The 26,677-nt window shown below is 43.8% G+C and carries 25 protein-coding genes, 1 pseudogene and 1 other annotated feature; of the genes and pseudogenes, 6 read left to right on the forward strand and 20 right to left on the reverse strand.

The window, feature by feature from the left end; all coding sequences use genetic code 11:
* Positions 1–4 precede the first annotated feature (4 nt).
* Positions 5–1,303, forward strand: coding sequence for an alpha-galactosidase MelA (melA, locus tag AC1DN5_RS10140; protein ID WP_045926421.1), 1,299 nt, complete (start codon positions 5–7; stop codon positions 1,301–1,303).
* A 36-nt stretch (positions 1,304–1,339) separates the two neighbouring features.
* Here melA and AC1DN5_RS10145 read toward each other — a convergent pair whose 3' ends face one another.
* The 4 genes from AC1DN5_RS10145 to AC1DN5_RS10160 all read right to left on the reverse strand — a co-directional run bounded on the left by AC1DN5_RS10145 (position 1,340) and on the right by AC1DN5_RS10160 (position 5,506).
* Positions 1,340–1,828, reverse strand: a complete 489-nt coding sequence (locus tag AC1DN5_RS10145) for a GNAT family N-acetyltransferase (RefSeq protein ID WP_047476820.1) — start codon at positions 1,826–1,828, stop codon at positions 1,340–1,342.
* A 75-nt stretch (positions 1,829–1,903) separates the two neighbouring features.
* Positions 1,904–2,215, reverse strand: coding sequence for a rhodanese-like domain-containing protein (locus AC1DN5_RS10150; RefSeq protein WP_007613212.1), 312 nt, complete (start codon positions 2,213–2,215; stop codon positions 1,904–1,906).
* Between the two features lie 115 nt (positions 2,216–2,330).
* The gene (leuS, locus tag AC1DN5_RS10155; protein ID WP_045926420.1) at positions 2,331–4,745 is read right to left on the reverse strand and encodes a leucine--tRNA ligase; all 2,415 of its coding nucleotides are present in this window, start codon (positions 4,743–4,745) and stop codon (positions 2,331–2,333) included.
* Between the two features lie 109 nt (positions 4,746–4,854).
* Positions 4,855–5,068: a binding site (T-box leader), on the reverse strand.
* Positions 5,069–5,170: 102 nt separating this feature from the next.
* Positions 5,171–5,506 carry a DUF4257 domain-containing protein gene (locus AC1DN5_RS10160; RefSeq protein ID WP_076982551.1) on the reverse strand — a complete coding sequence of 112 codons (336 nt, stop codon included), beginning with the start codon at positions 5,504–5,506 and terminating at the stop codon, positions 5,171–5,173.
* A gap of 388 nt (positions 5,507–5,894) precedes the next feature.
* On the opposite strand from AC1DN5_RS10160, the gene ytvA reads away from it, so the two are divergent.
* The gene (ytvA, locus tag AC1DN5_RS10165) at positions 5,895–6,680 is read left to right on the forward strand and encodes a YtvA family blue-light photoreceptor (RefSeq protein ID WP_016938511.1); all 786 of its coding nucleotides are present in this window, start codon (positions 5,895–5,897) and stop codon (positions 6,678–6,680) included.
* A 39-nt stretch (positions 6,681–6,719) separates the two neighbouring features.
* On the opposite strand, the gene AC1DN5_RS10170 is transcribed toward ytvA, so the two are convergent.
* From AC1DN5_RS10170 to AC1DN5_RS10240, 15 genes and pseudogenes are all read right to left on the reverse strand, one after another.
* Positions 6,720–7,904 carry an MDR family MFS transporter gene (locus AC1DN5_RS10170; protein WP_045926419.1) on the reverse strand — a complete coding sequence of 395 codons (1,185 nt, stop codon included), beginning with the start codon at positions 7,902–7,904 and terminating at the stop codon, positions 6,720–6,722.
* Between the two features lie 195 nt (positions 7,905–8,099).
* On the reverse strand, positions 8,100–8,819 hold the full coding sequence (locus AC1DN5_RS10175; RefSeq protein ID WP_047476818.1) for a YwaF family protein: 720 nt from the start codon (positions 8,817–8,819) through the stop codon (positions 8,100–8,102).
* 105 nt (positions 8,820–8,924) lie between these two features.
* Complete coding sequence (locus AC1DN5_RS10180; protein ID WP_366969067.1) at positions 8,925–10,865, reverse strand: ABC transporter permease; 1,941 nt, start codon at positions 10,863–10,865, stop codon at positions 8,925–8,927.
* Positions 10,858–11,617, reverse strand: a pseudogene (locus AC1DN5_RS10185) (ABC transporter ATP-binding protein); the annotation flags it as partial. The pseudogene AC1DN5_RS10185 and the gene AC1DN5_RS10180, both read right to left, overlap by 8 nt.
* A gap of 101 nt (positions 11,618–11,718) precedes the next feature.
* On the reverse strand, positions 11,719–12,723 hold the full coding sequence (locus tag AC1DN5_RS10190; protein WP_366969066.1) for a sensor histidine kinase: 1,005 nt from the start codon (positions 12,721–12,723) through the stop codon (positions 11,719–11,721).
* Entirely contained in the window at positions 12,716–13,411 is a 696-nt protein-coding gene (locus AC1DN5_RS10195; protein ID WP_366969065.1) for a response regulator transcription factor, read from the reverse strand. The genes AC1DN5_RS10190 and AC1DN5_RS10195 overlap by 8 nt, the downstream gene beginning before the upstream one ends.
* Positions 13,412–13,476: 65 nt before the next feature.
* On the reverse strand, positions 13,477–14,790 hold the full coding sequence (locus AC1DN5_RS10200; protein WP_366969064.1) for an ABC transporter permease: 1,314 nt from the start codon (positions 14,788–14,790) through the stop codon (positions 13,477–13,479).
* Complete coding sequence (locus AC1DN5_RS10205) at positions 14,780–15,475, reverse strand: ABC transporter ATP-binding protein (RefSeq protein ID WP_045926413.1); 696 nt, start codon at positions 15,473–15,475, stop codon at positions 14,780–14,782. The genes AC1DN5_RS10200 and AC1DN5_RS10205 overlap by 11 nt, the downstream gene beginning before the upstream one ends.
* Positions 15,476–15,490: 15 nt before the next feature.
* Positions 15,491–16,477 (reverse strand): ABC transporter permease, encoded by a 987-nt coding sequence (locus AC1DN5_RS10210; RefSeq protein WP_366969063.1) that lies wholly within the window; start codon positions 16,475–16,477, stop codon positions 15,491–15,493.
* 36 nt (positions 16,478–16,513) lie between these two features.
* Positions 16,514–17,500, reverse strand: coding sequence for an ABC transporter permease (locus AC1DN5_RS10215; protein ID WP_366969062.1), 987 nt, complete (start codon positions 17,498–17,500; stop codon positions 16,514–16,516).
* A gap of 15 nt (positions 17,501–17,515) precedes the next feature.
* Entirely contained in the window at positions 17,516–18,502 is a 987-nt protein-coding gene (locus AC1DN5_RS10220; protein ID WP_366969061.1) for an ABC transporter permease subunit, read from the reverse strand.
* Entirely contained in the window at positions 18,496–19,374 is an 879-nt protein-coding gene (locus AC1DN5_RS10225; protein ID WP_366969060.1) for an ABC transporter ATP-binding protein, read from the reverse strand. Before AC1DN5_RS10225 ends, AC1DN5_RS10220 begins: the two co-directional genes overlap by 7 nt.
* Entirely contained in the window at positions 19,367–19,759 is a 393-nt protein-coding gene (locus AC1DN5_RS10230) for a GntR family transcriptional regulator (RefSeq protein WP_016938498.1), read from the reverse strand. The genes AC1DN5_RS10225 and AC1DN5_RS10230 overlap by 8 nt, the downstream gene beginning before the upstream one ends.
* A 348-nt stretch (positions 19,760–20,107) precedes the next feature.
* A complete protein-coding gene (locus AC1DN5_RS10235) occupies positions 20,108–20,380 on the reverse strand; it encodes a YtzC family protein (protein ID WP_016938496.1) in 273 nt (90 codons plus the stop codon).
* 333 nt (positions 20,381–20,713) lie between these two features.
* Entirely contained in the window at positions 20,714–21,826 is a 1,113-nt protein-coding gene (locus AC1DN5_RS10240) for an ArsR/SmtB family transcription factor (protein ID WP_327815785.1), read from the reverse strand.
* Between the two features lie 398 nt (positions 21,827–22,224).
* Here AC1DN5_RS10240 and AC1DN5_RS10245 point away from each other — a divergent pair, with 398 nt between their 5' ends.
* The 4 genes from AC1DN5_RS10245 to AC1DN5_RS10260 all read left to right on the forward strand — a co-directional run bounded on the left by AC1DN5_RS10245 (position 22,225) and on the right by AC1DN5_RS10260 (position 25,847).
* Positions 22,225–23,892 (forward strand): MFS transporter, encoded by a 1,668-nt coding sequence (locus tag AC1DN5_RS10245; RefSeq protein ID WP_326352370.1) that lies wholly within the window; start codon positions 22,225–22,227, stop codon positions 23,890–23,892.
* Between the two features lie 86 nt (positions 23,893–23,978).
* Complete coding sequence (gene mnmL, locus AC1DN5_RS10250; RefSeq protein WP_366969059.1) at positions 23,979–24,947, forward strand: tRNA modification radical SAM protein MnmL/YtqA; 969 nt, start codon at positions 23,979–23,981, stop codon at positions 24,945–24,947.
* On the forward strand, positions 24,944–25,525 hold the full coding sequence (gene mnmM, locus AC1DN5_RS10255) for a tRNA 5-(aminomethyl)-2-thiouridylate-methyltransferase MnmM (protein WP_326352368.1): 582 nt from the start codon (positions 24,944–24,946) through the stop codon (positions 25,523–25,525). The genes mnmL and mnmM overlap by 4 nt, the downstream gene beginning before the upstream one ends.
* Before the next feature lie 127 nt (positions 25,526–25,652).
* Entirely contained in the window at positions 25,653–25,847 is a 195-nt protein-coding gene (locus AC1DN5_RS10260; protein WP_003152265.1) for a hypothetical protein, read from the forward strand.
* A gap of 19 nt (positions 25,848–25,866) precedes the next feature.
* Here the strand turns inward: AC1DN5_RS10260 and AC1DN5_RS10265 are convergent, their stop codons facing one another.
* Entirely contained in the window at positions 25,867–26,673 is an 807-nt protein-coding gene (locus tag AC1DN5_RS10265; RefSeq protein WP_366969058.1) for a glycerophosphodiester phosphodiesterase family protein, read from the reverse strand.
* Between the last annotated feature and the right edge of the window lie 4 nt (positions 26,674–26,677).

The following is a 26,677-nucleotide window of genomic DNA, read 5'->3' on the forward strand; positions in this document are numbered from 1 at the left end:
TCTGTTGAAGAAAATTACGTTTATCGGAGCCGGAAGCACGATTTTCGCAAAAAATGTGCTGGGAGACTGTTTACTGACTGAAGCTTTAAACGGATTTGAATTCGCGCTTTACGATATTGATGCTGTGCGGCTGAAAGAATCCCAGCTCATGCTTGAAAATATGAGAGACCGATATAATACAAGCGTTTCTATCATCTCTTATGATGATCGAAAACAGGCGCTTAAACACGCCGGCTATGTGATAAACGCCATTCAGGTCGGCGGCTATAAACCCGCGACGGTCATCGACTTTGACATTCCGAAGCGGTACGGCCTCCGCCAGACGATCGCCGATACTGTCGGAATAGGCGGCATTTTCCGCTCCCTCCGCACCATCCCCGTTTTATTTGATATCGCAAAAGACATGGAGGAAGTCTGTCCGGATGCATGGCTGTTAAACTATACAAATCCGATGGCTTCTCTGACCGGCGCGATGCTCAGACATACAAATGTGCAAACGGTCGGCCTGTGCCACAGCGTGCAGGTCTGTACGAAAGATCTGTTTGACTCACTCGGCATGGATCACGAAGGTACGGAAGAACGCATTGCCGGCATCAACCACATGGCTTGGCTCTTGGAGATCAAAAAAGACGGAATTGATCTATATCCGGAAATTAAAAGACGTGCCCGCGAAAAACAAAAGACAAAACATAAAGACATGGTTCGATTTGAACTGATGGATAAGTTCGGCTGCTACGTCACGGAATCATCTGAGCATAATGCCGAATATCACCCGTATTTTATAAAAAGCCGGTATCCCGAGCTGATAGACGAACTCCAAATTCCGCTTGATGAATATCCGAGGAGATGCACAGAACAAATCAAAAATTGGGAAACGATGAGAGACGGTATCATCAACAATCAAAACCTGACGCATGAACGCTCGAAAGAATACGGTTCGAGAATTATAGAAGCGATGGAGACGGGGCATCCGTTTATGTTCGGCGGCAATGTGCTGAATACGGGGCTGATACCGAATCTGCCGGCGAAAGCGATCGTAGAAGTGCCGTGCGCCGCCGTCAAAAATCAAATTATGCCGTGCTATTCAGGCGAACTTCCGGAACAGCTCGCGGCGCTCAACAGAACGAACATCAACACACAGCTTTTAACCATTGAAGCGGCCGTCACTTTAAAAAAGGAAGCCGTCTATCAGGCGGCGATGCTTGATCCGCATACGAGCGCCGAGCTTTCCATGAATGACATCATATCTTTGTGCGATGACTTATTTGAAGCGCACAAAGACTGGCTTCCGGCTTATCATTGATCTACGCGATCCGGCCCTTGAGGGGGGCCGGACGCTTTATATGTTCAGCACCAGTTTGACCGTCTGTAAAGTGTGTCCTTTAAAGTCTTCTTCAAATTCACATACCCATTGAAATCCTTTAGCCTGATAAAAGGACAAGGCGGGGCGGTTCTCTTTTTCTGCATGGACATAAAGCTCTTTTATCCCGCCGGACTGTCTGATGCATTCTTTAAGAAGTGCCGTGCCTATCCCGCTTCCCTGACAATCCGGATCAATATAAATAGCAGCGAGCTCCGCTTTCCCGTCTTTTTGAACCGGGGTGGCATTTGCAAAACCGAGATGTTTTCCCTCTTTTTCTTCTGCCACAAGGAACAGTGAATGACGAAGCCGGCGTTCCATCATCTCATCCTGATAGGCGGATTCGAGAAACTGATCCTGAATGTGTCTGGGGATAATCCCTTCATACGTATGATGCCAGCTTCGTTCCGCGATTTGCCGGACCTGTTTGATATCACTTGCTTTCATAGCGCGTATGACCGGTTTCACCTGATCGCCTCCCGTTTTTTTCTATAAAAAAAGAAGAAAAGACGTGCATCCCTTTTCTTCTTTCACTTCACAACGTTATTTCTTCGGCTTTGTTTCGCCTTCCCATTCCAGCATTCCGCCTTCAACATTAACCGTACGGAAGCCCTGCTCATGTAAATACATACAAACGTTCATGCTTCTTTTTCCGGAACGGCAGATAAATACATATTCCTTGTCCTTGTCTAACGCATCCATCTTTTCTGGGATGTCCCCCATGCGGATATGAACAGCCTGCGGAATCATTCCTTCGGCGACTTCTTCATCTTCTCTGACATCAATCAGATACAGCTCTTCTCCCGCTTTTAATTTTTCTTCAAGTGCGGCTGTGCTGATTTCATTTATTTTCAATATGTGACACTCCCATTCATCTTTATGGTGTAAGTATACCAAAGCCCGCGGTGCAATTTCTATGATAGAGGCCTGATAAAAAAGCCCCTCTCTATAGGAGAGGGGCTTCGTCCGGTCAGTTTGCGACGATATTGACAAGCTTGCCCGGTACGGCAATGATTTTTCGGATCGTTTTTCCTTCAAGCTGCTCTTTTACTTTTTCGTCAGCTTGTGCGAGCTGTTCTAATGCTGCTTTATCAGCATCAGCCGGAACCATTAATTTCGCTTTTACTTTTCCGTTCAGCTGGACGACGATTTCCACTTCATCATCCACCAATTTTGATTCGTCATAAGCAGGCCAGGCTTCGTATGCAATCGAACCTTCGTGGCCGAGTTTTTCCCACAGTTCTTCCGCCAAATGCGGTGCAACAGGAGAAAGCAGCTTCACAAAGCCTTCGACATATTCTCTCGGCAGTTCATTCGCTTTGTAGGCTTCATTAATGAAGACCATCAGCTGAGAGATGCCCGTATTAAAGCGAAGAGCTTCGTAGTTTTCTGTCACTTTCATAACCGTTTCATGATAGACGCGCTCAAGAGTTTCGCCCGCGCCTTCTGTCACTTTGCCCGTCAGCTCGCCGTTTTCTTCGATAAACAAACGCCATACACGGTCAAGGAAGCGGCGCGCTCCGTCAAGACCTGATTCAGACCAGGCGATAGATGCGTCAAGAGGCCCCATAAACATTTCGTACAGGCGGAGCGTATCTGCTCCGTGAGACGCCACAATTTCATCCGGATTAACGACATTTCCGCGGGATTTACTCATTTTTTCATTATTTTCCCCGAGAATCATTCCTTGGTTATACAGCTTTTGGAACGGTTCTTTCGTCGGTACGACACCGATATCATAGAGGAATTTATGCCAGAAACGCGCGTACAGAAGGTGAAGCACGGCATGCTCCGCTCCTCCGATGTAAATATCGACAGGCAGCCATTTATCCAGTTTCTCAGGTGAAGCGAGCTGATCCGGATTTTTCGGGTCGATAAAGCGAAGGAAATACCAGCAGCTTCCCGCCCATTGCGGCATCGTGTTCGTTTCTCTTCTGCCTTTTCTGCCCGTTTCAGGATCAGTGACCTCTACCCACTCTTTAATGTTGGCAAGCGGTGATTCACCTGTTCCGCTCGGTTTGATCTCATCGGTTTTCGGCAGAATCAGCGGCAGCTCTTCTGCCGGAACGGCTGTTGAAGTGCCGTCTTCCCAATGAATGACCGGAATCGGCTCGCCCCAATAGCGCTGGCGGCTGAACAGCCAATCACGCAGACGGTATGTCACTTTTTTCTCACCGTTTTTCGTTTCTTCAAGCCAGGCGATCATTTTTTCAATCGCTTCCGCTTTATTCAGTCCGTTCAGAAAGCCGGAATTGATATGTTCTCCGTCTCCCGTGTACGCTTCCTCTTCCGTGTTTCCGCCTTTTACGACTTCTTTGACAGGCAGGCTGAACACTTTGGCGAATTCAAAATCGCGTTCATCATGCGCCGGAACGGCCATTACAGCCCCTGTTCCGTAAGAAGCGAGGACATAATCAGCTATCCAGATCGGCAGCTTTTCCCCGTTTGCCGGGTTTACCGCATATGCGCCCGTGAAGACGCCCGTTTTTGTTTTCGCAAGATCCGTCCGTTCCAGGTCACTTTTCGCCTGAACTTCTTTAATATAAGCGTCTACCGCTTCTTTTTGTTCAGCCGTCGTGATGGCCTCCACAAGCTCATGCTCTGGAGCCAGCACGGCATAAGCCGCGCCGAACAGCGTGTCCGGTCTTGTCGTAAACACCGTGAATGTGTCGTCAGTGCCGTCGATCGCGAAATGGACGTTTGCGCCTTCTGAGCGTCCGATCCAGTTGCGCTGCATGTCTTTAATGCTTTCAGGCCAGTCAAGCTCTTCTAAATCTTCAAGAAGCCTGTCCGCATAAGCAGTGATTTTCAGCATCCATTGTCTCATCGGGCGGCGTTCAACCGGATGGCCGCCCCGCTCGCTTTTGCCGTCAATGACTTCTTCGTTCGCAAGCACCGTTCCGAGTGCCGGGCACCAGTTGACCGGCACTTCGTCTACATAAGCGAGACCTTTTTCATACAGCTTGGTGAAGATCCACTGCGTCCACTTGTAGTAGTCAGGATCAGTCGTATTGATTTCACGATCCCAATCATATGAAAAACCGAGCGATTGGATCTGGCGGCGGAAATTATCGATATTGTGTTTCGTAAACTCAGCCGGATCATTCCCCGTGTCAAGCGCGTATTGCTCGGCGGGAAGCCCGAACGCGTCCCATCCCATCGGATGAAGCACGTTGTACCCTTGCATGCGTCTCATGCGTGAAAGAATGTCGGTTGCCGTATAGCCTTCCGGATGCCCGACATGAAGGCCGGCTCCTGAAGGATACGGGAACATGTCAAGCGCGTAAAACTTCGGCTTGTCACTCTCTTCGCTGACGGCGAACGTTTTATGCTCCAACCAGTAATTCTGCCATTTCTTTTCTATTTTTTCGTGCTGAAAACTCAACGCAAAAACCTCCTTCTGATTGAATACGGCGTATGTAGTCCAAGTATTGACGGGATAAGGAAGATTGTATTCAGATTATTCTAAAACTAAAAAAAACTCCCTCATCCCAAAAAGGGACGAGAGATTTTTGTTTCCCGCGGTACCACCCTCGTTAGCGCGGTTTTAAGCCGCACTCACTTGATACTTTTAACGCAGTTATGCGTCAGCGGTTTTGCCGCTGCAACTCTGAGGCGAGTTCGGAAACAGACTTGATTGACTTGCACCGGCCGTCAACTCTCTGACTGCAAAATCTGCTTCTTACTGCTCCTCTTCACTGTTCTTATCGCTACCGTAATCTTACCTGTATTTTATAGAATTCTGTTCATAAGTGCAAGCAGGTTTGTATACAATGGGAATGTACCCAGAACGGGTCATGAGCGGGGATATTATTTTGATGGAGGATTTTTTTGCTGGTGTGGTTTTGCTTCGGCCGAATCACTGTTTTGTTCCCTGACAAAATCAAAGCTCCTGAGAACAGCTTCTCCGCCGTAGCCTGCGATTATGGATAAGATGACGAGTTGAATTCCTGAATCGGGGTTAGCGGATAAGACAAGTAAGATGGAAGCAGCCATTCCGATAAAACCATCTTCCAAAAAACCGAGATAGATAAACCGCTTTGTCATTCTGGGTTTCTCCAGCCTGCCTCTCTTTTTCACATGACCGAGAACCCCCATGATTCCTCCAATTACACAAGCAATAATTACCTGATGCAGCATCTTCATCACCTTCCTAAAGCCCTTATTTAGTAAAGCGACTTCAGGCCATCCAGCCCCCTTACGAATACGATGATTTTCGATATCTACATACCGGCGAATGAGCAGGAAAGTAAAAAGCTTGTTTCTTCCATTATATGTGAACACATGATCGGTAAGCTTGATGCATTAGATTCATTTTTCACCCAGTGACAATGACCTAGTCACTTACTTAGCGATGATGTGCCTTCCCCTTAATATTCAGTGTATATGAGGACAAGCCCGAATGACAAATTGCAAACTGCGGCTGCTTGAAACAGAACATGTGTTATGCTACGGTTACTGTAGATTCATTTAAAAAGGGGAGAAACAATGGCTGAAAAAAGTGCGCAGCTTTACGGCCAAAAGGGGGTTTTATATGGCTGACTCAAATGTACTCGGAAATCTGGAGCAGCTGGAGCTTATCAAAAAGGCGCTTGATCACGCACGCATCGGCGTGGTGATTACAGACCCCTCTCTTGAGGACAATCCCATCATTTATACGAATCAGGGATTTATGGATATGACAGGCTATTCTTCCGAAGAGATATTAGGTAAGAACTGCAGATTTCTGCAAGGAAAAGAAACCGACCGAAAACAAGTCGCGAAAATAAGAAAAGGCCTAAAACATAAAGAAAAGATCACGGTGCGGCTGAAAAATGTCAAAAAAGACGGCACCCCGTTTTGGAATGAACTCAATATTGATCCTCTTTATGTTGAAGACAAGCTCTATTTTGTCGGTTTTCAAAAAGACATCACAGAGCAGAAAGAGTACGAAAAGCTTCTTGAGGATTCCCTCGGAGAAATTGCGACGCTGTCAACGCCGATCGTTCCGATTCGAAACGGGATTTCCGCCATGCCGTTAGTGGGGAATTTAACAGAAGAACGATTTGATTCCATTGTGACAACTTTGACAGACATATTAACCGCATCTAAAGATGATTACTTAATTATAGACTTATCAGGTTTAGCTGAGGTAAACGAACAGACCGCAGACCGGATTTTCAAATTGCATCATCTGCTTAATTTAATTGGCACAGAATTGATCATCACCGGTATCAAGCCTTCCCTTGCCATGAAAATGAATCAGCTTGATGCCAGCTTTACTTCATTAAAGACGTATTTAAATGTTAAGGACGCCGTCAACGTGCTTCCGCTCTTATAAATAAAAAATCCCGCCGAAACAGCGGGATTTTTTATGTCGTCATCGCACTTGGACGTTTTGTTTATTAACGGTTTTCAGACGTTTGTCATACAGCACCGTCGCTAGGATGCTGACGACAAGAAGCGCCATCAGGAACAAAAGCAGCACGCTCATGCCGTATTGATCAACCAGCACGCCTCCAAGGAGCGGCCCGATCATTCTGCCGCCCGTCGCCGCACTGTTGACGAACCCTTGGTAAAACCCTTCTTTCCCCTTAGGCGCAAGCTGATTGGCAATAGTAGGCACGGCAGGCCAGACAAGCATTTCTCCGATCGTTAAAATCACCATCGCGGTAAGGTACATCGGAAAGTGCTTGGCGCCAAGGAGCACGCCGAACGAGACGATAAAAATACAAAAGCCGATGACCATCTGCGTTTTTAACGCCCCGGACCATTTTTTCAGAACAGCACCTATAAGCGGCTGTCCGGCGACAATCAGTATTCCGTTTACGGTCCAGAGCACACTGTATAATGAAAGCGGCATACCGATGCTTTGAGTATGTGACGCAACGGTTGTGGACCACTGCGAATAGGCAATCCACCCGAGAACATACCCGCCGCTCAGTATAAGAAGCGCCGTAAATTTCGTTCTGCTGCTGACAGGCTCGTAGTCCAGTACAGAGACCTGGCCCGCATTTCCGGTTTTAATATTTCGAAACCCGAAAAATACGATAAGGAAAAACAGCACATACAGCAAAGCATTGGCTAAAAACACGTACGTAAACGAGTACGCCGCAACCATTCCGCCGAGTGCTGAACCGACCGCGACACCTGCATTCTGAGCTACATAAATCGCATTAAAAGCTCTCCGTCCGCCCTCTTTCCAGACCGCTCCCGCCATGGCGTAGCTGGCCGGAAACACGATGCCGGAACCGAACCCGACAATGACGAGCAGCCAAATATAAACGGGCCATTGGTGAAACAGAACGAGTCCGAGAAGACTTGCCAAGGTGATGATAATACCCAGCATAATGGATTTGAATCCGCCGATTTTATCAAACAAAAATCCGCCGCATAAATTCCCCGCCACACTGGCTCCGGAATTCAGCATCAGAACAACCCCCGCGACAGTCAGCGATTTCCCTAAATGATTATGAATATAGATCGTATTCAGCGGCCACAAAAAAGATGCGCCCGTCACATTGATAAACATTCCGATAATTAATATCTTCAAAGCGCGCGGCATACCGATCCCCCTTTCTCTATAAAAAACCCCATGAAAAAACGGAAACCGCAAGCTGCAGCTCCGTATCGATCCCATTATCATAGCAGATTCATTTTATCGCCGCGGACGCCTTTTTACAACATCAGAATCTGAAAAAAATAATGCCGGAATGTTGAAAAAATTACAAATGATCGGCTTCACAAACATAAACGGGATTCATGCTCTTTTTCTCAGCAGCCAAAACGGAATATACAGAATGAAAAAGCTCAGCATCACCGCAGCTTCCATTGAAAGAAGATACCATGGCCAAGGGCCGAGAACATTCAGAAGCGAAGCGGTCTTCGGTTTTTTCATTAAATAGAGGTAGTTTGCATTCAGCACATGGTCAATCAAAAAGACACACGCCCCGTACAGATTTACGGTCAGCAATGACACCCAGAGCGCGCGCACCGACGGCCTGTACTTTTGGGCACCGGCCATAAACAGACAGGCTAGAAACACACAGCCGTGCGAGATGAAAAATACGATGTACCGAAAATGAGGGAAAGAATACGCCCCTAAATCAGGTGTGGCCATCGCTTGTATGGCGCTGCCCAAGCCGGCAAAATAGAGAAAGGCGAACAGCTTTTTGCTTTTTGTCATGACCATCAGCATCGCCAAATAGACGGAAAGGTCGCTCAGCTGCAGCGGCAGAGATGTTTTCAGCGACCAGGCATGATGCCATAGCAGCCATATATGATAGCTGATCTGCGACACAGCTAGAAGAATGAACAGCACGTATCGGAACACGCGATTCGGCCGGCCGTGATGGAGCTTTTTCCGGAATACGATCACGCATACCCCCAGCAATCCGATGATCAACAGCGTGAAAATGTGTTCCTTGGAAAAAAGATGAAAAGCCCCTGTTTCAGATTTCAATTGAAAATACTTCTGCATAAGGCTCCCCCGCGCGAAAAAATGACGTATGTCTATTCTTTTAAAAATCGCTTTTTTCTATTCATGCAGAAAAAAGCCCCGCACAGCGGGGCTCCTCAACCTGTTTTACAATGCGGACCGAATGACCTTTTTATAATAAAGCACCGACAGCATGCCGAAAATGGAGTACAGCAGTGTGTACAGCGCCATGACGATAATCATCGGCGTCCATACTTCCGTTCCGAATAAAAACCACCCTGACTGAACGGCAAAATAGCTGTGGAACAGCCCGAGAACGAGCGGAATGCCGAAATGATACGCCTGCTTCCGGCGGATGCCTTTCAGCAGATCTCCCGTTGTGAAGCCGAGCTTCCGCAATATCGTGTAATCAGCCTTCTCATCCTCACACTCGCCCATTTGTTTAAAATAAAGGATACAGCCCGAAGTGATCAGAAAGGTTAAGCCTAAAAATCCGACAATAAACATGATCAGCCCCATATTTTTCTTTTGGGTGTCAGCCGTTTCAAACTGTGAAAGGGCACCGTCTGAATAATGCTGCGCCTGAAACAGGTCATCAGCTTTTTGGACGTCCTCTTCATGTTTGAGTGTAATGCCGAAAAACCGATTTGATTTTCCCTGAATGGACGGGTCGATATCTTTCTCGATCCTGTCAAATACGTGCTGCGTGACGATAACGGTCGGCAGCCCTCCGCTTGTAAATGTATATGACAGGAGGAAGTCGTTCTTCAAGCCCTTATACGCCAGCGGTATTTTATCCGTTTTGCCGTTTATATCAATGGAACCTGACGTTTTCAAGTCGAGAAATCTTTTCATCATATCATTATATCCGGTAAACACGGCTTCTCCGTCAGAAAGCTCCGTCCCTTCTGCGTCTTTCTCGCTTATAATCGGCAGCGCCAAGCTGGACGGGTCTTGTTTGAAGCTTTTCATATCACCGTTTACGATATTCTTCATATTGACACCGGCTTGAATGGTCTTGATTGTTTTTACTTTGTGTTCAATTCCGTTTTTCTTCAATAAAGCGGTAAATGAGTCAGTCTCCTTTTGGTTATCAAACGCAAAGTCCGCGGCTGTATTTTGCTCAGCCGATTTTTCCGCGGAGTAGTACGAGATATAGCTTAAAGACAGTAAACCGATTGCCAGCGCCGAAAGAGTCGTAATAATCGTCAGCAGCACGGCGTTTGACTTCATCCGGAACATGATGGATGACAAAGACAGCACTTCACTGACATTCAGATACCCGCCTTTTGATTTCCGGATGAGATTTGCCAGAAAGCTGACCGAACCTTTATAAAACAGATAGGTTCCGATAATGACCGAGCCGAGAATAAACACCATTGCCGAAAACAGTTCATTCATGGTTGTAAAACTGCCTCCGAATAAATCTGCGGACACGGCATAGCCGGCGATAATGGCCGCGATACCGATGACGCCGATTGTCATCTGCACCCAAGAGAGCCGTCTTATATTGCTTTCTGACGATGACGCGGTTTTAAATAAAGACAAAATGCTTTGCCGTTTAATAAATAAGTAATTCATCATCATAATCAGCACATAAATTGCCCCGAACACAATTAACGTCTGAACGAGCGCCTTGCTTGAAAAAAACAGTGAGACAGAGGCTTTCACACCGACTGTATGAAACAGCATCATCATACATAATTTCGAGAGAGAAAAGCCGGCAATAATACCGATCCATATCGATCCGAAATACAAAATGAAGTTTTCTGTGCTGAGTATGCGGAAAATATGCATTTTCGTCATGCCGATTAATCGGAATAAGCCGATTTCCCGGCCGCGGCGTTTGATAAAAATGGTGTTGGCGTATAAAAGAAATACCGACACGATCGCCACAAGCAGTATGGAGGCGGCCCGGATTGCCGCCGCTCCTTTTATGGAGCTTTTCATTTCATCAAGCGCCGGATCGTATTGCATCGTGACAAACGCGAAATAAAGGGCGGCGCTGAACACCAGCGCAAAAACGTAAAGGTAATAGTTTTTCATATTCTTTTTCAGGTTCTGGAAGATCAAATGATAAATGCTCATGCCTGAATCCCGCCCAATACACCTTGCGTTTTCATAATATCCTGAAAAAAGTCCGGTCTGTCCTGGCCGCCTTTATTCAGCTGTGTATACACGCGGCCGTCTTTAATGAAAACCACACGGCCGGAATAGCTGGCGGCAACCGGATCATGCGTCACCATCACAATGGTAGCGCGGCGTTTTTGATTCAGGCGGCTGAGTTTATTCAGCAAGTCGGAGGCGGCTTTAGAATCAAGTGCTCCCGTCGGCTCATCAGCAAAAATAATGCCCGGCTCGTGAATAACAGCTCTCGCGGCAGACGTCCGCTGTTTTTGTCCGCCGGAAATTTCACTCGGATACTTATCTCTCAACTCATAGATGCCAAGCTCCTCTGCCGTCTCGGCAAATCGCCGGTCCGCCTCTTTTTTAGGCATTTTCGTAATGGATAACGGCAGGAGTATGTTTTCTTTCACGGTCAGCGTATCCAATAAATTATAATCTTGAAAGATAAAACCGAGGTGCCGTTTTCTGAATTCGGCAAGCTGTTTTTCTTTCATGGATGTGATCTCCGTCTCATTCAGTCTGATCGTGCCCGCGCTCACTTTATCAATGGAAGATAGCACATTCAAAAGTGTGGTTTTCCCTGATCCTGACGGGCCCATAATGCTGACAAATTCCCCTTTTTGGATCTGAAGATCAATTCCTTTCAGCACCTCCTGCTTATTCAGCTTATTTCCGTAGTTTTTTCGAATATTGCCTGCTTCTAAAATCATCAGTTACGATTCTCCTTTTACATTGGTTATCTTCATTTTAAAAACAAAAGCCGTTTTTTTCGTTTGATTAAGCGAACAAAAGAGAAAAGCATGTGACACTTTTGTCACACGCTGAACATGCTGACGGCGTCGTTTTGTTTCGGAAATACCAAGGTGAAAACCGTGCCTTGTTTCGGCTCTGATCGCACGCTGATCTGGATGTGAAGCGGAGCCGCGGCTTTTTGAGCCAAATACAGGCCCATTCCCGTTGACGCGTGATCACGGCTCATCCGCGTGGAGGTAAACCCCTTTTCAAAAATGCGCGGAAGATCTTTAGGCTTGATGCCGATGCCGCGGTCTTTGATATCCACATGCACCCGGCCGTTTAGTTCGTAGCTTTTTACGGTTATATCATCCGCTTCACTGTATTTGACGGCATTGCTTAACAGCTGTCTGATAATGAAGGAAAGCCATTTTCCGTCACTGAGAACGTCCGGTGCCTCAAGCTGAATGTCAAACCCGATTCCTTTTTGTATACACCATGATTGCAGATCCTTAATTTCTTTGAAAACAAGCGGGCGGAGCTGAATGCGCTGGAACGATAAATCATTTTCGATAAAGGACAATCGTTTCTGATGAAGCTGCTGATCGAGGAGATGGTGAATCCGCAGCCATTCATAATGCAAAGGGGCTTTCAGCGGCTGTTCATCAAGGCGCTCGATCATGAGATGCATCGCTGTCAGCGGTGTTTTGACTTCGTGAATCCACGACATCAGCTCATCCTTCTCATGCTCTGACGCCGCCTGCATATGAAGTGAACTATTTCTTAATCGCTCTGTCTGTTCTTCAATGCTTTCTTCAATGATCGACTCAAACGGACTGTCGGGCGCTTTAAGACCGGAAATATCTAAATCAGCGTCCCAATCTTTTAAGCTTTTATAAAAAGCGGTCTCTTTCCGATAGCGGAACAAGAGAAAAACGAGAAAGGCGAGAAGTGACAAATAAATAAAATACAGCGCCGATAAAAACGGAATGGAGGGATCAATATATGCCGCAAAAAGGAGCACAACCTGCTGAAAAAGAAACATCGCGATCCAGCTTTTTCTTTCGAGCAGAAATGATTTAATCATAAAGACCGTCTTCTTCCTTTGCGATGTATCCCTGCCCCACCTTGGTTTCAATCATTTTCCCGATGCCTAAATGATCGAGCTTTTTCCGCAGCCGGTTGACATTCACCGTCAGTGTGTTATCGCTGACGAAACGTTCATCATTCCATAGGCTTCTGATGAGTTCTTCGCGGCTGACGATTTTATTTTTCTGCTCGGCCAGCAGTTTTAAAATCAGCATTTCGTTTTTGGTCAGTTCGACCGAACCGGTTTTATGGCTGACTGTGCCGGTTTCTGTGTCAATGACCGCCCCGCACCATCTTTTCATCAGCGCCGGTTCTGCGCCGTATTGGTGCACGCGGCGGAATACCGCCTGGATTTTCGCGATTAACACATCAAAGTGAAAAGGCTTCTGAATAAAATCATCTGCCCCAAGCTGCATCGACATGACCATATCCGCGGGATGGTCGCGCGAGGACAAAAACAGAATCGGTACGTTTGATTGAGAACGTATCATTCTGCACCAGTGAAAGCCGTCATATTTCGGCAGCTGTACATCAATGATCACCAAATCAGGCTTGATTTCTGCAAACTCCTGAATGACCCGGCTGAAATCCTTTATTCCGTGCACCGCAAATGACCAGCCTGTTAATCTTTCTTTCATCTCGTGAAACAAAGTGTTATCATCTTCTATTAACAAAATGTGAAACATGGTATCCGCCCTTTTCTGATAGATAGATGAAAAACCGGCTGTTGCGTCCAGCCGGTTTTTTCTCTTTACAATTCTCTTCTTAGTGCGGTCAGAACGTTGGTTTTTGTCGCTTTCCGTGCCGGATTCATACCCGAAATCACCGCGACCCCCGCACAAATGACCACTGCGATCACCACGAGGCTGAGCGGGATATAGGAGAAGGTATAATGAAGATCTTCAGCTCCGGTATTTCCCCCTACCGCTTTCAAGATAACCGGCACAGCCAGATTGACGGCAAAACTCACTCCGTAGGAAATGATAATCCCGATGACAGAACCTAATATTCCGATATAGGCGCTTTCCATCAAAAACATTCTGCGGATGATGGACGGGCTTGCGCCGATCGCTTTCATAATCCCGATTTCCTGCGTTCTTTCCGTAACCGCCATCGTCATCGTATTGAAAATACCGATGGCAGAAATGACGACGGCGATAAAGCCGACAAAGATCAGACCGATTTTAAAGACGAGGAAAAACGTGTTGACGCCTTGAAGCTCGGTTGTGACGGACATGACTTGATAACCGTCATCACTCAAATCCTTCGTTAACTGTTCAACATTGTCAAATTTGTCAGCGTAGACTTTTATGCTTTTTTCAGCATTTCCGCCTTTAAAATCTAAGAATTTCGAAAAATCCTTTTTGAATTGATCACTGATAAAAATATTTGTGTCCTCCATCCAATCTTGGGACGGTTTTTTTGTAATCCCGACAATTTTAAAGTCGTATGTTCTGGTTCCTTCCGTTTTTCCGCTATCATTGTTCGTTTTAGAAATGCTCAGCTGTATGGTTTTATTCAGCAGATCCTTCGTATAGCCTTTTGGCTTTTTCACGTCCGAGACATCTTCTTGATGATCCTTTAAGTCCTTGTTGTAAGCCTCAGCTTCTTTTTTCGTCAATAGGTTTTTCGCGAAATCATAACCGACCACAATTTCATTTTCTGATTTGGCTACTCTTCCCTGATCAAGCTCCATATTGGCTTTCACTTCATCTTTCATGTTCGTTAACACGATCGTTGAACCTTCGTTTGTCCTGTTATCCAATGACGCTTTATTCGGTTCATATACTTCGGTTCTTTCAACGACAGACTTGACATTCTTATATTTTTCCAAGTCTGATTTCTTCACGGCTTTTCCGTTCTCTTGGCCGAGCACTCTTATTTCCGTTACGATCTGCTGGCTCATGGTTATGTCTGTTATCGTTTTTTGAATGCCGAATCCGACGGAGGCCAGCACAACCAAAAATGCACATGCCATCGTTGTTGCAAGCACAGTCATGAAAACACGCAGGCGGTTTTTCTTCATATTTCTTCTGATAAAGTGAACCTGATCCTTAAATCTCAACAGTAACGCCCCCTTTTAATACGCCGTCGTGCAGCTGGAATTTTGAATGTGCAATCGAAGCGACTTCATCGTCATGCGTGATGATGACAAAAGTAATCCCGCGCTCCCGGTTCAGCTGCTGAATTAATGAAAGCACCTCAAGCTCCGTTTCTGAATCAAGGCTTCCCGTCGGCTCATCTGCTAAAATGATCGACGGATTTAAAATCAGCGCTCTTGCGATACTGACACGCTGCTGCTGGCCGCCCGACAGCTCATTAGGATAATGATTCGCATGATTCTCAAGTCCGACCCGTTTCAGCATGTCTGCGACTTTCTGCTTCCGTTCAGACGGTTTAATCCCTTTGAGGGCAAGCGGCATTTCAACATTTTCATAGGTTGTCAGACTCGGAATGAGCTGGAAGCTTTGAAAAATAAAGCCGAAATGCCCGAGGCGGAACTGAGCCCACTCCTTTTCACTGAAGCCCGTCACATCAGTGCCGTTAATGACGATACGCCCCTTCGTCGGCGCTATGTAGCCGGAAATTAAATTCAGAAGCGTCGATTTTCCGGAACCGCTTCGCCCGACGATACAGGCGATCTCCCCTTTTTCAACCGTCAAAGAGACGTCCTTCAGCACCGGAACCTGACTCTCTCTGCCTTTCCTGCCGATTTTAAATGAATGATCGATATGCTGCACCTCTATCATGTACACCACTCCCCTTTATATTTGTTTCGTTTTTTTATAGATGAAGTAATAACTGATGAAAAACCCGATAACCGCGCCGATCAGCATGCCGAATATGTAACCGGTATATGAACCGTTACCGTTATAAGCATATCCGCATACACCCGCACTTCCCAGCATGCTAAGCGCCATGACCAGCACTTGGATCATGCGTTCTGTATGTTTGTTCAAGATAAAATGTCCGCTTCGCTCACTCGGCATTTTCAGGAAATTCACATAGCCGAAAAGATAGAAACAAAATCCCATTAACGCAGATATAAGCAAGGCATGTTTCGTGTAATACATCCATGGTGTATGGATGTAAGCGGCAGGCATGAAATAGATCAGAAATCCGCTCCAAGGAAAATGAATATTCTGCACAGCCTGGCTGCCAAAAAGGAACTCAGCGTTTAACAGGTAAATGATCAAGACAACGATCGGAAAAACGGAGACCATGAACGCTGTGATCAGCTGTGCTGCTAAATTGCCTGTTATCGTGCCGGCAGCTGTCACTAATGCATAAATCATCAAGCTGATGACCAGCATTCCTGCGCTGAATGAGTGAAAATGAAGTACAGCGTCAGGTTTAAGCGTAAGAAACAATATGTCAGATAATCCGTAAGAAACAAGCTGCGAGCCGGCTAACACGGCTGCTCCCAACAAAAACTTAGTATGGAATATCCGGCTTCTCGAATACGGCAGACTCAATGTAAACATGTTTTCAGCCCGTCCCGCTCTTGACAGAAAAAGCCCCAATATAACCGGAGGAATGAAGTGCAGCCCAATCAAATTCTGATTGCTGTAATTCATGCTGAATGTACAAACTGAACCTGAATATTGATGAAGCGCACCCAAACAATCCTTATAGTGAAAATACTCATTTATAATTGCCAAAGGGCCTAATATAGATAAGAACCCCGCTGTAAGAAGCAGCAGTGTCTGCCTCTGCTTCCATTCTTTATAAAGCAAACCGTTAATCGGCACCTTGCCTTCCCCCAAACTACACATTTTCATACAAACTTACATAAGCTTTGTTTTTCTGTAAACCGTAAAATAAGTGATAAAAAACCCGATCACAGCGCCGAAGATCATGCCGGCTAAATAGCCGAACATCGTGTTTGTGACTCCATACCCGAATAATCCAAACCCCATAACGGCAAACACAATCACCAGAATCTGCACCGGGCGGTCCAATTTTCTCCATAGAAAGAATCTGCCGTTCCGTTCATTCGGATGTTTCAGAAAGCTGACATAACCGATCAGATAAAAGACGAGGCTCATCACTGCCGGAATTATTAAGACTAAATCTCTTTCTCTGATCCAGTCGTTAAACACATATCCAACAGGAGTTATAAATACAAAAAGACGAGATTCGATATAGCTGCTGATGAAAGAGAATTGATTTCCCACACTAATATCGAAAACAACCTCCAGATTCGCGGCCGGCAGACCGATGAGTAAAAAGGGCAGAACCGTTACTGTAAACGCAGTTAACAGCTGGGCGAATATATGTCCTGTTAATGCGCCGGCTGCCATTAACAGGGCGTAAGCCATCAAACTGATCACAATCATTCCGATTGAAAAATGATCAAAATCGTACGTATGGCTCGGTTTCAGCAAAGATATGAGCAATGACGCCGCTCCGTAGCCTATCGCCTGAGAAACAACAATGACTGCCGCGCCAAGCCAGAATTTAGTCTGAAAGATTTGGCCTCTGCTGTAAGGCATGCTTAACAAGGCGTCCATCGTTCCCTTTGTCCGTTCCAAGCCCAATAAGCAGACAGCAATGACGACACTCACAACCCAGCTGAAAGAAAGAAGCGACCCATTCGTATAACTCAACGCAAATTCACAATCTTGAAGTACTTGGTTATTCAAACACCCTTGATATGTTGAGTAGTTGTTATAAACCATAAAAGGGTTTGCCGCTATTAATAAAATACCGCTCAACAAAAACAGCCACTGATTTTTCTTCCATTCTGTGTACAATAATCCCCGCGGTATCATTCCGGTTCTCCTCTCTTACACATGCTTTGCTTTTTTATAAATTACAAAATAACTGACTAAAAATCCGACCGCTCCCCCGACAATCATCCCGGCCACATATCCTGTCATTGACTGTCCCGTCGAGTACCCCGCGAGACCAAAACCGAGAACGCCGATCATGATGACCACAATCTGAACAGGGCGGTCAAGCTGTCTCCAGAGGAAAAAACGGCCGTTCCGTTCCACCGGCTGTCTGACATAGCAAAAGTACCCGATGGCATAAAATACAATGCTCATCACTGCCGGGATGAGTAATATATACTTGCTGGCAGATACCCAATCTGTATCCATGTACATGATCGGATTCAAATATTGAAAAAGATTGTATACTTCGAGATAAGCATCTTCTGACGGCATCAGCTCATACATGCCGACCCCGAAAATGACTTCCGCATTTGACAGCGGCAACGTAATAATCAGGTAAGGCGCTATCGACACAGTAAACGCCGTTAACAGCTGGGCGAACGTATTGCCCGTTAAGCAGCCTGCGCTAGCGACCAATGCAAAAGCCAAAATACTCACAATGATCTCACCGACGCTGTAATGATGGAAGAAATATACGCGCTCAGGCTTTAACAGAAGAATGAGCAGCTCGGCCAGCCCGTAGCCGATGATTTGGAATCCGGCAATGACCGCTGCTCCGAGCCAAAATTTGGTGTGAAACACCTGAGCGCGGGAATACGGCAGACTGAACAGCGCATCAATCGTTCCTTTCGTACGCTCCAGTCCGAATAAGCAAACCGCCAAGATCACAGCGGGCGCCCAGTTCAAGTTCAGCATTCCGCTATCCAAAGAATTCACATAAAACTTACAATATGCTCCGTGGGTATCCAGACAGCCTTGGTAGACCAGATAGGTATTTAATACTTCAAACGGATTAACTGCCGCTAAAAAAATGCCTACCATCACGAGAACAGTTCGATTCTGCATCCATTCTCTGTACAGCAATCCCCTGTCTACCATCTCCGGTTCCCCCCAAATTTCGCGATGAAGACTTCTTCCAAATTCACAGGAAGCTCGTTCCATACTTTCGGCCGCAGCTCTTGCAGAAATGCCTTTTTCTGCTCATCGTTTTTCGGAATCAGCACTGTATAAAATACACCGGCATGGTCGAGAATCGGTATGTTTTGTTCTCTGATCATCAAGTTGACATCCTCTTCAAACGCCATTTGGATTTTCATGTATTCTTCCTTCATATCATCCAAATCCATCACATTCGTCAGCTGGTTTCCTTCCAAAAATCCGATCCGGTTGCACATTCGCTCAATATCTTCTAAACGATGTGAGGTAATCAGGATGCTCGTTTCCCGTTCAGCCACTTCGTCCACCATAAGCTGAAGCACGTCATGACGCGTTACGGCGTCAATGCCGTCCGTCGGTTCATCCAAAAGAATCAGTGCCGGCCGTGACGCAAAGGCAAGGACGAGCGCGAGCTGTTTTTTCAGCCCTGTTGATAGTTCACGGTATTTCTTCGTTTCCGGAATATTGTACCTGTTCATCAGTTCATTGGCGTAAGTCACATCAAAATTCGGATAGATTCTGCTTACAATCGCAACAAGCTGTTTATATGTATATTTGTCATAAAAAGGATTTTCAACAGGCATATAAATGATATTCTGTTTTACTTTTGGGTGCCGCTTTATTTCCACCTGATTAAATAAAACCGTCCCTTGGTCCGGCAGGAGAATCTGCTGAATGAGCCGGAGCAGCGTTGTTTTCCCTGATCCGTTTCGGCCAAGCAGCCCGAAAATTTCTCCTTTTCCGATAGTGAGTGAAATATCTTTGAGCACTTCTTTACCGTCAATTGTTTTTGAGAGATTGCGCAATTCAATCATGATCCGTGCCTCCTTTCACATCAGCGCTGATTTCCTTTATCCATTCCTGCAGCTTCTCCAGCTCAACTCCCGCGTAATGGGCATCGATGATGAGCTGTTTCAATTGCTCTTTTATCATCGTCATCTTCCCTTCAACCAATGTCTTTTTTGCATTCTCCGATATATACGTTCCTCTTCCCCTCAGCGTTTCAATGACGCCATCGCGTTCAAGCTCCTTGTACGCTTTGCTGACGGTATTCGGATTGGCGATAATGATCGTTGCCAATTCTCTGACAGAAGGAAGTTTATCCCCCGGCTTCATGATCCCTTTCAAACAAAGCTCTTTCAATTGCTGTATGATTTGCTCATAAATCGGAGTTGAGCTTCTCGGGTCGATTTGAATCATTTACTTCCCTTCTTTCTTTTACGAGCTGCTCGATTTCTTTAAATGTTCTGCCACTGAAAACCGATGACGACAAGAATGACAAACAGACTGCTGGCCAAAACCGAAGCGGCGATAATAAGAGGCACATCTTGTTTTACGGATCTTTTGTTTTTCATGAAAGCTCTCCTTTCCTTTGCTCAGCATTTATATGTCGTTTTTATTTTTTGAGTGTTTATAGTGTATTACATCAAGTAGTACACGTAATACAATAAACACACTCCGCCTTATTGTCAATTCTTTTTTGAAAAGAAATACAAAAAACCCGCCGGGATTCCGGCAGGTTTTTTTGCACCATCTAAGACAGCGCGGTCAGTAATCGAAATTACGCTGCAAAATCATATTGTTTTGCAAAGTCTGCAGCTGCAGCCTCATTCGGTAAAGCTGTTCTCTCTGCTGATCATTCGCAGATAATGACAGCTTGTTTAATTCATTCACCGCGTTTTCAAGCATCATTTGCGCTTCACTGTACTCATTATCATTATAATGCTCTTGTTTTGAAGCGGTTATAAATTGCTCATTCGCAAATTCATACGCCTGTTCGCTTCTTTGGAGATGTTCATCTACTGATTGTCTTGTTGCCATTAAACAGTCCTCCTATTGATAATGTCATATCAATAGTATTTCTTATTCCAAATAAATTCTCACAAGAAATATCAGGTAATTCATTCACAAGACAGAAAAGGTATAAAATACGATTAAATGTATAATTTAATCAAGACAGAATGAAATCTTTATAAAAATCCGCCATTTTAGAACGCTGCACTTTACCGAGCATAACTCGATTGATATGGTGCCTTATTTTTTTACATTTATCGAGTTTCCCCTCGACATAATCGCCCTATTTTGTAAAACACCCAGAATTCATTTCGAATTTCAGCACCAACCATAAAATCAAGACGGTTTTAACACTTTGTTTTACTCTTCTTTACCCAAAATTGAAACACCTTTAAATTTTTTCAATAAACCATTCAAAAGGGAATGAAATTTAGAAGAATTAAGATAATAGTATGTTTTATTTTGATGTCTCGTACTCTCAACTAAACCTTGCAATGTCAAAATTCTCATATGGTGTGAAATCGTTGCGTTGGTTAAATTGAGCTGTTCAGCAATCTCATTAGCATACATTTTTTTATGACTAAGTAAGATTAATATCTTGAACTTACTTTTATCTGATAAAAGCTTCAAAAAATCAATGATGTGATTCATCTCTGCTTTCTCTAATGTATTTTCAAAAATTTGATCAACTTTATAACCAAGTCCAACATAAATGTTATCTTCACTTTTCGTAATAGTTGCAGTATAAGGTAAAAGTGTTGGATATATATTAATATAATCACAAGATAAGTATTCCTTACCTTTTAACGTACTGATTATCTTTTTTGGAAAATCTATATTGATGTTTTTTAATTGATTCATCCACTCATCTCTAAATTTAATTAAATTATAAATCGCCTCGTTAAGATAACCATTCACCAACATTAATTTGTTACAAAATTGATCTACATAAGTTTTAGGAGATTTCATTACCTTAAATATGACCCACTTGTATTCGGACTTTATATTAAGATTATTCAGCAGCTCAAATAAACTTTCCCTATCATTTAAATATTGTTGGGCAGATGTTTCGGTTTTAAGCTCTCCATGCAAATAAATTAAGGACTCTAAAATATTTTTTCTTATCTCTTCATCTGTAGCTGCAGACAAATATTCAATTATTTCAAAAAAATCCTTCGTATAGATCTGTGGGATTTTAAAAAAAGCTGTCGCTAAACAAAAAATGTTTGCATTCCTAACATCTTTGTAGTCGCAAAAGCTGCCAAAATAAAAATTTAAAAACTCACTATCTAACTCTTTTATTCGTTTAAGATCATCTATTAATACAAAATATTCATTATCTAAATTCAAACCCATCTTTGAAGAATAATCTTTGAAGAATTCTTCGTGTTTTAGGAATAGAATAGAGGATATCTTATCAAAAAAATCTGAAACACTGTCATTAATTATTAACTGCACTTCTAAACACCCCATAAAGTCTTTTTTTCGCAGATGAAAACGTTTTACCATCTTCTCGGAAGACATATTACATGTTTATTAATCTTATCAATCAAAAGAGAAATTTCATAGAATATTCATTTCCTGTTTTTAAGGATTTTTGCATTGCACTTCGTAATATAAATGCTTCGGATACCCGTGCTGAGCATGATCCTGATTTAAATTACTCTCCTTCGGTCTCCCTGTCAGAACCCTTATTCATCTCCCAGTTAGTTTACAGGTATATTTCAGTTTCTTAAAAATAAGTTTTTAAACAAGTGGATAAAAAAACAAACTATGAATAATATTGACACTCCTTCAAATTATATTTATCATGTTTTTAGATTTATATCAAATATTAAATTAGATTATAATCTAAAGGAGATGTAAGTATATTGAATTTCAAAAAATTAATTATGTTATCTGCATTATTATTAGGTACATTCATTTCGGTAATGGACACCACTATAGTAAATATAGCCTTACCTAAGATGCTGGATTATTTTTCGAGCAACCTTTCTCAAGTAGCTTGGGTGGCTACAGGTTATACTTTAGCTTTTGCAGTATTATTAGTAGGTGCCTCAAAACTGGCAGACCATTTCGGAAGAAAAAAAGCTTTTATATTTGGATTAGCACTTTTTATTTTGACATCGGTTATTGCCTGTTTGAGCACTTCAATTGAAATGCTTATCACAATTAGAGTGATTCAGGGATTATCTGCTGCTTTCATTGTGCCAGTTACAATGCCTATTGCTTTGGCCATCGTTCCTCCAAATAAAAAAGGATTGATCATTGGAGTTTGGGGGGCTTTCTCAGGATTAGCAGCTACTTTAGGACCTGTTCTTGGAGGATTATTAACTGAAAATTTTAATTGGCAAGCTATCTTCTTCATAAATATTCCTTTAGGTCTGATTTCTCTTTTTTTAGCAGCATTTTTTATTACTGAGAGTTATGATGAGACAGTAAGTAAAAAAATTGATTATATTGGAATTATTATTTTATCCGGAGCTCTTTTCTGTTTAACCTTTGGTTTTGCAAAAGTATCTGACTTAGGCTGGTCATCATCATTAATTATCACTCTATTTGTAATCTCTGTATTATTATTCTGTTTGTTTTTCTTTATTGAATCTAAAATTAAACACCCGATGATTCCCTTATCCATGCTGAAGATACGTACGTTTAGTTTCAGTTCTTTCACCCTCTTTATGCAAGGCCTTGGATTAACAAGCGGTACCCTTATTATTACTTTACTCCTCACGAATTTAATGGGGAAAACTGAATTAGAAGCGGGGTTAATTGTTTCTACATTAGCTCTATCATCTATGTTTACCTCTGTCCTTTCCGGAAAGCTATCTGATAAACTCGGGGGCATTTGGCTTTCGGGCTTAGGAATGCTCGGTTTAACAATCACAACATATTTATATGGATACATACGATACGACAGTTCTATAACAACAGTAATTATTCTATTATGTCTGACCGGCTTAGCCTTAGGGCTTGTAATAGGTCCGGCTATGAGTTCAGGGATACGACTTATTCCTCCTGAAAAAGTAGGAATTGCTTCTGGTATTCTTAATATGATGAGAACAGTTGGTCAGGCACTAGGCATCGCGATACTTACATCTGTGCTTACAATGAATATAAATGATCAGACAGTTTCCGCCAAAAAAGAAGCCATTAAAATTGTAGAAAACAACCAGGTTTTTGATAAGAATGCAAAAAAAGAAATAATAACCCATTTAAAGCATTCTGACGGTAAAGGTTTCGATCGGAAAAAAAGTATTGCTGAATTAAACAAAAAAGAGGATGAAATTCTCTCAGTAACTCCTGACCCATATAAGGAAAAAGTTCAAAGAAGCTTCGATATTCAAAAGAAGGAAGTTATCGCCCTCCAGAAAAAAATTTCAAATATATATAATGAAAAAATGAGTGACAGTTTTAATATTACTTTCAAAGCAGGCGGTTTAATTCTTATATTAGGAATTATTTTTGCACTGTTCAGTGATATATCTCCAAAAAGATTAAAACAACAACAGAAAAGCCAGGTAGATATTACGTCTTGACCGTTCCATAATTGTTTCATTGTTCCTCTCTGTCATTCATGCTACAATTTTAGGATGCATCTGATGTGAGGGAGGCTTTTTGAACATTGAACGAGAATAACCCTTTTCCTTATTCAAATACGGAAAAACGGTACCATACATTAAATTATCATCTGCGGGAGCATTTCGGACATAAAGTGTTTAAAGTTGCGCTTGACGGCGGTTTTGACTGTCCGAATCGGGACGGCACGGTCGCACACGGCGGCTGCACGTTCTGCAGCGCGGCGGGCTCCGGCGATTTTGCCGGCAATCGGGCCGATGACTTACTCACGCAATTTCACGATATCAAAAACCGCATGCACGAAAAGTGGAAAGACGGCAAATATATCGCCTATTTTCAAGCGTTCACGAATACGCATGCTCCGGTAGAGGAGCTGCGTGAGAAATTTGAATCCGTACTCAAGCTTGACGGCGTTGTCGGCATGTCTATCGCAACCCGTCCGGACTGCCTGCCCGATGATGTGGTGGAATATTTAGCCGAACTGAATGAGCGGACATATTTGTGGGTTGAGCTCGGGCTGCAGACCGTACATGAGCGGACCGCCCTTCTGATCAACCGCGCCCATGATTTTGACTGCTATGTTGAGGGCGTCAATAAGCTGAGAAAACACGGCATCCGCGTTTGTTCCCATATCATTAACGGGCTTCCGCTCGAAAACAGGGACATGATGATGGACACGGCCAAAGCGGTTGCCGATTTGGATGTTCAAGGCATTAAAATTCACCTGCTTCATTTATTAAAAGGCACACCGATGGTGAAGCAGTATGAAAAAGGAAAGCTCGAATTCCTTTCTCAGGAAGAATATGTCCAGCTTGTATGTGATCAGCTCGAAATCATTCCCCCGGAAATGATCGTTCACCGCATTACGGGAGACGGGCCGATTGAATTAATGGTCGGGCCGATGTGGAGCGTCAACAAATGGGAAGTACTGGGCGCCATTCAAAAAGAGCTGGAAGCACGGGGAAGCTATCAAGGAAAGCATTTCAGGAAAATCGGGGAGGAGACTGCCCTATGACCTTGATGCATATCCTCCCTTTCAGTAAAGAATTGCTGAAGTCAGCCGCTCAAGAAGGAGATATCACGGTTGACGCGACGATGGGCAACGGACATGATACATATTTTCTGGCAGGCCTTGTCGGTGAGACAGGACATGTTCATGCCTTCGATATTCAAGCGGACGCACTCGCCAAAACGAAGGAGCGGCTCGGTGCCGCCTTCAGCCCGCGCGTCACGCTTCACCATAAGAGCCATGATCAAATCAAGGCCGCTCTGCCCAAGGAAGCGCACGGGCATGTGGCTTGTGCGGTGTTTAATCTCGGCTATCTGCCCGGCGGCGATAAAAGCATTACGACAAACGGCCGTTCTACCATTTCTGCCATCGAACAGCTCCTTGAACTGCTGAAGGAAAACGGGCTGATCGTTCTCGTTGTGTACCACGGGCATCCTGAAGGCAAGACGGAAAAGAATGCGCTTCTAAAGTATTGCGAAAACCTAGATCAGGAAAAGGCGCGCGTGCTGAGCTACGGCTTTCTCAATCAGCGAAACGATCCGCCGTTTATTATAGCGATTGAAAAGAAATCTGCCGCCAAATAAAGAATCGGCCTGTCATAAGCGGGCCGATTCTTTTTGTGAATGGTGTTTACATTTTTTCGAAAGTCCCTTACCATGAATAATGGAAAAAAGTACATGTTTAAATGTAACATCCGGGAGGAGCAGCAGTTTGAATATTCTTCGCATCATATTTTCCAGTGTTCCCTATGTCATGTTCGTCATCATCTTATCAAGACATTTAGGATTTGAGTTCGCAAAAACCTATTATTGGTGGTTTGCCGCATTTTTCGTCATCGGGCTGATCGGCAAATTTGCAATGCACCTTGCGGCAAAAAAGAAACCATTAAAAAAAGAGACAGCGTAAATCGCATGTCTCTTTTTATTTACTGCTTTTGCAGCACGTTACGTGTATACGCAGGATTATTTGTAAATACCCCATCTACTTTTTGTTTCAGCATAATCGGCGTCAGAGCCCGCTCATCTTCCTTATCAAAAAAGACGTGAACCTTCATCTTATTGTGGTGGATACGTTTGACGGCGGCTTCATTTGTTAATTTAGCATTAAGACCGACTGTATCAGCATATGTTCTGATGGCTTGCAGCTGCTTATCATTTATGTTCTCAGTCTCTTTATCTTTTAATAACCGAACAAGAGGAACGCTTTTATTCATAGATCGAACTTTCTTTAAGCTCTTCTCGCTAAAGGATTCAATGACTGCTTTATGACTGGAAATCAGCTTATATTTTTGTAATATGTCAATCAGCTTCTTTTCCATCACCAGGCTGCCGTTGCTTTCTCTTGTCTCAATATAGTAATTGGCAGTTTGTCCGAATTTCTCTATGATTTCTTCAATCGTTAAAATCTTTTCTCCTTTTCCGGCATTCAGTTTTTTGATCTCAGTCAAAGACAGATCCTCTGTCAAACCTTTACCATCAGTTGTCCGATCGACTGTTTTATCATGAATTGCAATCAGATGGCCGTCCTTTGTCTCCCTTAAGTCTATCTCAATATAGTCTGCTTTGTCTTTAATGGCACGTGCATAGGATAAAGCAGTATGTTCCGGTTCAATCTCAGAAGAGCCCCTGTGAGCTATTAATACGGGATGATAGCCGGGGGAAGCATGTATGACGGAGCAGCCGGCCATCATGGAAATTAATCCTATGATGACTAAATACTTTAATTTTTTCATAAAA

Source organism: Bacillus sp. 01N42_2 (assembly GCF_056399565.1).

Coding starts and splice junctions, on each gene's coding strand:
- ytvA (WP_016938511.1), top strand. CDS start 5,895: ATGGCTGACTCAAATGTACTCGGAAATCTGGAGCAGCTGGAGCTTATC.
- AC1DN5_RS10265 (WP_366969058.1), bottom strand. CDS start 26,673: ATGAAAAAATTAAAGTATTTAGTCATCATAGGATTAATTTCCATGATG.
- AC1DN5_RS10175 (WP_047476818.1), bottom strand. CDS start 8,819: ATGCAGAAGTATTTTCAATTGAAATCTGAAACAGGGGCTTTTCATCTT.
- AC1DN5_RS10220 (WP_366969061.1), bottom strand. CDS start 18,502: ATGGTAGACAGGGGATTGCTGTACAGAGAATGGATGCAGAATCGAACT.
- AC1DN5_RS10240 (WP_327815785.1), bottom strand. CDS start 21,826: ATGGGGTGTTTAGAAGTGCAGTTAATAATTAATGACAGTGTTTCAGAT.
- AC1DN5_RS10230 (WP_016938498.1), bottom strand. CDS start 19,759: ATGATTCAAATCGACCCGAGAAGCTCAACTCCGATTTATGAGCAAATC.
- AC1DN5_RS10235 (WP_016938496.1), bottom strand. CDS start 20,380: ATGGCAACAAGACAATCAGTAGATGAACATCTCCAAAGAAGCGAACAG.
- AC1DN5_RS10160 (WP_076982551.1), bottom strand. CDS start 5,506: ATGAAGATGCTGCATCAGGTAATTATTGCTTGTGTAATTGGAGGAATC.
- AC1DN5_RS10180 (WP_366969067.1), bottom strand. CDS start 10,865: ATGAGCATTTATCATTTGATCTTCCAGAACCTGAAAAAGAATATGAAA.
- mnmM (WP_326352368.1), top strand. CDS start 24,944: ATGACCTTGATGCATATCCTCCCTTTCAGTAAAGAATTGCTGAAGTCA.
- AC1DN5_RS10225 (WP_366969060.1), bottom strand. CDS start 19,374: ATGATTGAATTGCGCAATCTCTCAAAAACAATTGACGGTAAAGAAGTG.
- AC1DN5_RS10205 (WP_045926413.1), bottom strand. CDS start 15,475: ATGATAGAGGTGCAGCATATCGATCATTCATTTAAAATCGGCAGGAAA.
- AC1DN5_RS10215 (WP_366969062.1), bottom strand. CDS start 17,500: ATGATACCGCGGGGATTATTGTACACAGAATGGAAGAAAAATCAGTGG.
- AC1DN5_RS10195 (WP_366969065.1), bottom strand. CDS start 13,411: ATGTTTCACATTTTGTTAATAGAAGATGATAACACTTTGTTTCACGAG.
- AC1DN5_RS10190 (WP_366969066.1), bottom strand. CDS start 12,723: ATGATTAAATCATTTCTGCTCGAAAGAAAAAGCTGGATCGCGATGTTT.
- AC1DN5_RS10170 (WP_045926419.1), bottom strand. CDS start 7,904: ATGCCGCGCGCTTTGAAGATATTAATTATCGGAATGTTTATCAATGTG.